The 6,778-nt window shown below is 66.9% G+C and carries 7 protein-coding genes; 5 read left to right on the forward strand and 2 right to left on the reverse strand.

The annotated features are described in order from the left end of the window. Positions 1-17: 17 nt before the first annotated feature. The 5 genes from rplS (at position 18) to E1294_RS36780 (ending at position 3,058) form a co-directional block, all read left to right on the forward strand. Positions 18-380 carry a 50S ribosomal protein L19 gene (rplS, locus tag E1294_RS36760; protein WP_132515587.1) on the forward strand — a complete coding sequence of 121 codons (363 nt, stop codon included), beginning with the start codon at positions 18-20 and terminating at the stop codon, positions 378-380. A gap of 141 nt (positions 381-521) precedes the next feature. Continuing rightward, complete coding sequence (lepB, locus tag E1294_RS36765; protein ID WP_132515588.1) at positions 522-1,379, forward strand: signal peptidase I; 858 nt, start codon at positions 522-524, stop codon at positions 1,377-1,379. Further along, entirely contained in the window at positions 1,379-1,975 is a 597-nt protein-coding gene (gene lepB / locus E1294_RS36770; RefSeq protein ID WP_132515589.1) for a signal peptidase I, read from the forward strand. The genes lepB (E1294_RS36765) and lepB (E1294_RS36770) overlap by 1 nt, the downstream gene beginning before the upstream one ends. A gap of 51 nt (positions 1,976-2,026) precedes the next feature. Next, on the forward strand, positions 2,027-2,695 hold the full coding sequence (locus E1294_RS36775) for a ribonuclease HII (protein ID WP_132515590.1): 669 nt from the start codon (positions 2,027-2,029) through the stop codon (positions 2,693-2,695). 39 nt (positions 2,696-2,734) lie between these two features. Next, positions 2,735-3,058, forward strand: coding sequence for a DUF2469 domain-containing protein (locus E1294_RS36780; RefSeq protein ID WP_026215037.1), 324 nt, complete (start codon positions 2,735-2,737; stop codon positions 3,056-3,058). A gap of 724 nt (positions 3,059-3,782) precedes the next feature. Here the strand turns inward: E1294_RS36780 and E1294_RS36785 are convergent. Further along, positions 3,783-4,691, reverse strand: a complete 909-nt coding sequence (locus tag E1294_RS36785; protein ID WP_132515592.1) for a tyrosine recombinase XerC — start codon at positions 4,689-4,691, stop codon at positions 3,783-3,785. 688 nt (positions 4,692-5,379) lie between these two features. Then, a complete protein-coding gene (gene dprA, locus E1294_RS36790) occupies positions 5,380-6,630 on the reverse strand; it encodes a DNA-processing protein DprA (RefSeq protein ID WP_342775125.1) in 1,251 nt (416 codons plus the stop codon). Positions 6,631-6,778 lie beyond the last annotated feature (148 nt).

The raw sequence follows: 6,778 nt of genomic DNA on the forward strand, positions 1-6,778 counted from the left end.
ACTTGAGGACAGCTCTCATGCACACGAAGATCCAGGAGCTCGAGAAGGCGACCCTGCGCGGCGACGTGCCGGATTTCCGCCCCGGTGACACGCTCGAGGTTCACGTACGCGTCGTCGAAGGCAACCGCTCCCGCATCCAGGTCTTCAAGGGCTTCGTGCTGCGCAGGCAGGGCAGCGGCGCCCGCGAGACCTTCACCGTCCGCAAGGTCAGCTATGGCGTCGGCGTCGAGCGCACCTTCCCTGTGCACAGCCCCGTCATCGAGAAGATCGTGCTCGTCTCCCGCGGCGACGTGCGCCGTGCGAAGCTCTACTACATGCGTGACCTGCGCGGTAAGGCTGCCCGCATCCGCGAGAAGCGCGAGACGACCCCCGCGAAGTAGCTCTTGCTCTTTCCGAGGTCCGCGCTGCGGCGCGGGCCTTTCGGCTTTACGGGGCCGTTTCCTTTATGTGGAGCGACTCGTGCGTGGGTGTAACGTCGGTCCAGGCTTGTCGAGCCGGGACATCATCTAGGCTCGTCAGCGATGACTAGCGAGAGCCAGGAGCACGGCGCTGCGCGCCGCCCTGTCGAGGACGAGGTGGACGTGGTCGCCGAAGAGACTCAGAAGCCGGCTAAGGGCGGAAAAAAGGAGAAGAAGGGGTCGTTCTGGAAAGAGCTTCCTGTTCTTGTCGTTGTCGCTCTGGTGCTGGCCCTGATCATCAAAACCTTTGTGGTCCAGGCCTTCTACATTCCGTCGGAGTCGATGGAAAACACCCTGCTGACCAATGACCGGGTTCTCGTCAACAAGCTCGTCTACCACACGCGCGACATCGAGCGCGGCGACGTGGTGGTCTTCTCGGGCGTCGACTCCTGGGACGGCGAGTTCCAGATGGAGGAGCCGTCCAACCCTGTCGCGGCGTTCTTCCGCTGGGTCGGCACGGCGTTCGGCGTCATCCCCGGCGAGAAGGACTACATCAAGCGGGTCATCGGCATCGGCGGCGACCACGTCAAGTGTTGCGACTCCAAAGGCCGCATCACCGTCAACGGCACGGCCATCAACGAGGAAAGCTACCTCTATCCAGGCAACGTGCCCTCTGACAAGTTCTTCGACGTCACGGTGCCGCCCGACCGGCTGTGGGTGATGGGCGACCACCGCTCGGTGTCGCTCGACTCCCGCGCCCACACCGGCGACGCGGGCGGCGGGTCCATTCCGGTGGGCCAGGTCATCGGACGGGCGTTCGTGATCGTGTGGCCGTTCGACCGCGCCTCCTCGATCGACATCCCCGAGACGTTCGCCCAACCCGCGCTCCACGCGCTCGGCGGGTCCGTGCCGCTGGTCGCCGGGTTCGGGCTGGCCGTACCCTTGATCCTGGTTCGGCGCCGGCTGCGGAGGAAGCGCTGATGGCCGTCACCAAGAAGGCGGAGGGCGTGGGCAAAGAGAAGAAAAAGAAGGGCAGCTTCCGCGAGACGGTGTTGCTGCTCGTTCTGGGGGTCGGCATCGCGCTGCTGCTGCAGGCCTTCGTGGTCGGATCGTTCTACATCCCGTCCGTGTCGATGGAGAACACCCTGCAGCTTGACGACCGGATCTTCGTCAACAAGCTCTCGGGCAAGCCTGAGCGCGGCGACATCGTGGTGTTCAAGGGCTGGAACGGCGAAGACACCATCAAGCGCGTCATCGGCGTCGGCGGCGACCACGTCAAGTGTTGCGACGCCGACAAGCGCATCACCATCAACGGCAAGCCCCTTGACGAGTCCTCCTACCTCTACCCGGACGATTACGCTTCCGGCGATAACTTCGACGTCAAGGTGCCGGCCGGCAAGCTCTGGCTGATGGGCGACCACCGCAGCGCCTCGGCCGACTCCCGGGCGCACATGGAGGAGGCGGGCGGCGGTTTCATCTCGGAAGACGCGGTGATCGGCAAGGCCGTGGTGCGCTATTGGCCGCTGTCGCGGGGCTATCTCTTCTCTCAGCCTGAGGCTTTCGACAAGGTCAAGTAGATTGGCTTCCGGTCGCGGTTTGCGGCGAATGAGGCGTACGCTGCCTCTGTCATGACAGTTGCGTTCCGCCCTCGACCCAGCGTCGTCCGACGAGATTCCGGACTCTACGCCTATGAACGGGCGCTCGCCCGCCGCGGCCTCACCCCCATCGCGGGTGTCGACGAGGCCGGCCGTGGCGCGTGCGCGGGGCCGCTCGTGGTCGCGGCCGTCATCCTGCGTAAGCCGGTCGACGGCCTGGGCGACTCGAAGCTGCTCGCCCCGGCGGTGCGCGAACGGCTCTACGACGCGATCATGCGGGTCGCCCACGTAGGCATCGTGACCATCCCGTCCGGGGAGATCGACGCCAAAGGTCTCCACAAATGCAACGTTTCGGGAATGCGGCGTGCTGTCGCACAGTTGTCCTGTGACCCTGAGTACATCCTGACGGACGGCTTCCCGGTGCCCGGGTTGCCCGCGCCGTCGCTCGCCGTGTGGAAGGGGGATCAGGTGGCCGCGTGCGTGGCCGCCGCGTCGATCGTGGCCAAGGTGACGAGGGATCGCCTGATGGTCGCGCTGGACGAGCGCTTCCCGCAGTACGGCTTCGCCGAGCACAAGGGGTATGTCACACCAGGACACCGGCTGGCGCTGGAAACGCATGGCCCGTGTCCTGATCACCGTTACTCCTTCGTCACGGTGGCGAGGGAGATGGGTGAAAATGAAATGGGGGCCGGGGTTGCCTGACCAGGCAAACCGGGGGACCGGTACGACAGGAGGACCGCGATGAGCGCAGAGGATCTCGAAAAGTACGAAACCGAGATGGAGCTGCAGCTTTACCGCGAATACCGCGATGTCGTCGGTTTGTTCACATACGTGGTGGAGACTGAGCGGCGGTTCTATCTGACCAACTCGGTCGATCTCGATGTCCGCACTGCGGAGAACGGCGACGTCTTCTTCGACGTGAAGATGCAGGACGCTTGGGTGTGGGACATGTACCGGCCCGCCCGGTTCGTGAAGAACGTACGGGTCGTCACGTTCAAGGACGTCAACGTCGAAGAACTGGCCAAAGCCGACCTGGAGATGCCCAAGGAAGGCTTCTCCGGGTAACGCGCGGTAAGGCGGTGGGAGAGCGGCACCTCCGTAGAATCTCGCGCCACACCGACGTCCCTCAACGCCCTCCTGGGACGGGGCGAGCCTCGCGCTGAGCTGGCGTAGTCCTTGCACCGTGACCCGGTATCCGTACGAATGGCAGCGACCCGCGGCGGTTTCGCCGGGGCCTGTCCTTCTGGCGCTCGTGTGGCGGTGGTGCGGTGGTGCGGGGTGCGGTCCAAGCGGCTACTTATGGCGTGGCGTGATGCGTTGCGCCGTGGCGTGACCGTGATGCGGCGTGACGTGGACGTGATGCTGCGTGGTGCGTCGTGATGTCGGACGCGATGCGATACGGCGTGACGTGGTGCGTCGTGTGCGACGCGATGCTGCGTGGCGTGACGTGGCGTGGACGCGATGCGATGCTGCGTGACGTGACGTGACGTGACGTGGCGTGACGTGGCGTGACGTGGCGTGGACGCGATGCGGTGCGGCGCGTCGTGGCGTGGACGTCATGCGATGCGCTGTGACGGGACGTGATGCGACGTGGCGTGGGATTTGATGCGGGGCGGCGTGGGCGCGATGGGGCGGAGGCGGAAGTGTCGTGGGGACGTGGCTCTGAGCGTTGGGGCGATTGTGGGTGCTGTGGTGAAGAGGTCCGGCGGTGCGGAGTTGGGCTGGGCGAGGTCGGGCGGTGCGGTGGGAGTTGTTGCGTGGAGCCTGCCGGTGACCCCCGGTGGGTCACTCAGGCCCTGGGATGCGCTTGCCGGTAGGCCGCCCGCAAACGCTCGATAGAGACATGGGTGTAGATCTGCGTGGTGTTCAGCGACGCGTGCCCGAGCAACTCCTGAACGCTACGCAGGTCCGCACCGCCCTCCAGCAGGTGTGTCGCCGCGGTGTGCCGGAGACCGTGCGGTCCCATGTCCGGCGCCCCTTCAACCTGCGCCAGTCGCGCGTGCACCACCCGCCGGACGGTCCCCGCGTCGATGCGGCCACCGCGGACGCCGAGAAAGAGTGCGGGCCCCGACCTGGCTCGGGCCCACAGCGGCCGTCCGTGAATACACCACCTGTCCAGCGCTCGGAGGGCAGGCAACCCGAACGGCACCGAACGCTCCTTACGCCCCTTGCCCAGAACTCTGATGACGTGCCGGTCACGGTCTACATCGTCGACGTCCAGTGCGCACAGCTCGCTCACCCGCACACCCGTGGCGTACAACAACTCCAGCAACGCCTGATCGCGCAGTTCCTTCGGCTCCGGGGCGGCGGGGACGTCCATCACGGCCTGCGCCTGCTCCTGGTCGAGCACGGACGGCAGTGACCGGGGCGTCTTGGCGGTGCCCAGCAGCAACCCTGGGTCCGTGGACAGCCAGCCGCGACGATGACAGTAGGCGGTGAAGGTGCGGGCACAGGCGGTTCGGCGCGCCAGCGTGGCTCTGGCCTTTCCCGCTTCATGCTGGCCGGCCAGCCATCCCCTGAGGGCCCCGATGTCCAGGCCGTCGAGTTGCCCTCCCATGTGATCGAGCAGCGAGGTGATGTCGGTCAGGTAAGCCCGGACCGTGTGCGGTGAGAGATCACGTTCCAGCCGCAGATATCGGCCGAAGTCGGCCAGCACCTCCTCTCTGCTCACCGCCGTATCACCGTCCGTCCGTGCCATGTCTTCCACGTCACCATCATCTTTCCTGTCGGTCATGTCGCGGGTGCCGACGCCGTCGGTTGCGCTGTCATGATGCCGCGTTCCCGTCGGTTGCGCTGGTTGTGGTCCCGCCTTCCCGTCGCTTTGCGCTCGTTGTGGTGCCCGTGCTTTGCGTCGTTCGTGCTGGTCGTGGTGCCCGTGCTTTCCGTCGTTCGTGCTGGTCGTGGTGCTGCTTTTCTGTCGCTTTGCGCTGGTTGTGGTGCCGCGCCCTCGTCGGTTGTCGTGGTGTCGTGTCCCGTCGTCGTCCGTGTCGGTAGGTCATCTGTGCTCGCCCTGCCCATTGACGCTGGCCATCTTGCCCATGGCGGCGCTGACGTACGTGTCGCTCATGTCCGCGTCATCCTGGCTTGCCACGCTGCCCGTCCGTTCCCGGCGTCGGTGGTCATCGTGGTCCCCGCGCTCATCCCATCGTCTGTTTCGTCCCGCCGACCGTGTCCGCGTAGCGGCGACGGGGCTGGCAAGACCGGCCCCGGGGTCTTCTGAGATGGCAGGGCCCGATGAAACTGGAACCCCGGCCCGGCGACGGGTTGAAACCCCGGTGTGAGTCGTGGGAGCAGGTCAAGCAGGCCCTCCAAGGATCACGCGATGGCCGTCACCACGTGCGCCCGTCGTCCGGTGACGCGGTGCGTGCAAGGTGGACCGTGAGGTGTCAGGCGTCCGTCCCCTCCGCTGCTTGGTAGGGGACCGGCAGGTCGTCCGGAAACGGAGGGTCGTCTGCCTGCTCGTCGGCTTCCTCGGTGGCTGGGGGCTGCAGGGCGGCCGATTCGGGAGCCTTGCGGTAGCTCGTTGCCGTTTTGCGCAGGCGCCATCCGTTAGCGGCGCGTTCTATGTAGCCCGCGGCTGCCAGGCCGCCCAGCGCGCTCAGGGCCGCATCCAGGCTGACTCCCGCAGCAACCGCTATGGAGGCTGGACCGGCGCCGCCTCGGGCAGGGACCGCGTCCAGCACCCTCTTGGTGGAGTCGTTGAGTTTGTCCCTGGAAACGGCGGGGACCCGGCTCTGCGAGGCCAAATCGTCGCCTATCACGCCGACGAGGTCGATCATCTCCTCCGGGGTCGTCACGCATACCGCTTTGCGCTCCCGGAGGAGCCGGTGACAGCCGGCCGACATGCTCGAAGTGATCGGGCCAGGCACTGCCCCCAGGTGCCTGTTGAGGGACAGGGCATGGGTGGCCGTATTGAGCGCGCCGCTGCGCAACGCCGCCTCCACCACCACGGTGCCTCTCGACAGGGCGGCGATCAGGCGGTTTCTGATGAGGAAGCGTGCCCGGGTGGGGTGGACGCCCGGTGGGCACTCGCTGATCACAACCCCCCGCTCCCTGACGGCCGCGAACAGGGTGTCGTGATTGCTCGGATAGCAGACGTCCACGCCGCAGGCCAGAACGACCACCGTCGGTGCATCCGCCGCCAGAGCCCCCATGTGGGCCGCCCCGTCCACGCCGTAGGCGCCACCTGACACGACCGTCCAGCCTGCTTCGCTGAGGCCGACACCGAACTGGGCCGCGATGTGCGAACCGTAAGACGTGGCGGCACGGGCGCCGACCACGGCGACGGACTTCAGGCACGCGAAGCGGAGGTCAGCCGTGCCGTGCAACCACAGCCCTAGGGGACGGCTCGGCCCAAGCTGGTCCAGCTGGGTGGGCCATTCCGGGCTGCCGGGAATGATCAGCCTGGCTCCGGCCTTCTCGCCTGCTTCCAGGTCGGCTGCGGGCTTGGCGGCCGCCAGGCGGGCGTACCAGGCGTTCAGCCGGCCGGTCAGGTCGGGTGGGCGCTCGTGCTGGGCCTCTCGCGCGGCGAAGTCGGGCGGCAAGGCGCGTGCGCGGATCGTTGCCGCCGCCTCCGAGGCGCCGTACTGCGCGACGAGGCGGCCCATGACCGGGTCGCCCACGTCAGCGGCGCGCATGAGAGCAGCCCTGGCCTCCAGTTCGTCTGTCTCCTGACGCCCTGATGGTCGGGTCATGGCGACCGTGGCCCGCTCACCGGACTTCACGTCCTGTCCAGCAGAGTTCGGGGGGATCGGGGCGGGTGGAATGTTGCGCACAGGTTGGTGG

This window comes from Nonomuraea diastatica (assembly GCF_004349015.1).
Lineage (GTDB): Bacteria > Actinomycetota > Actinomycetes > Streptosporangiales > Streptosporangiaceae > Nonomuraea > Nonomuraea diastatica.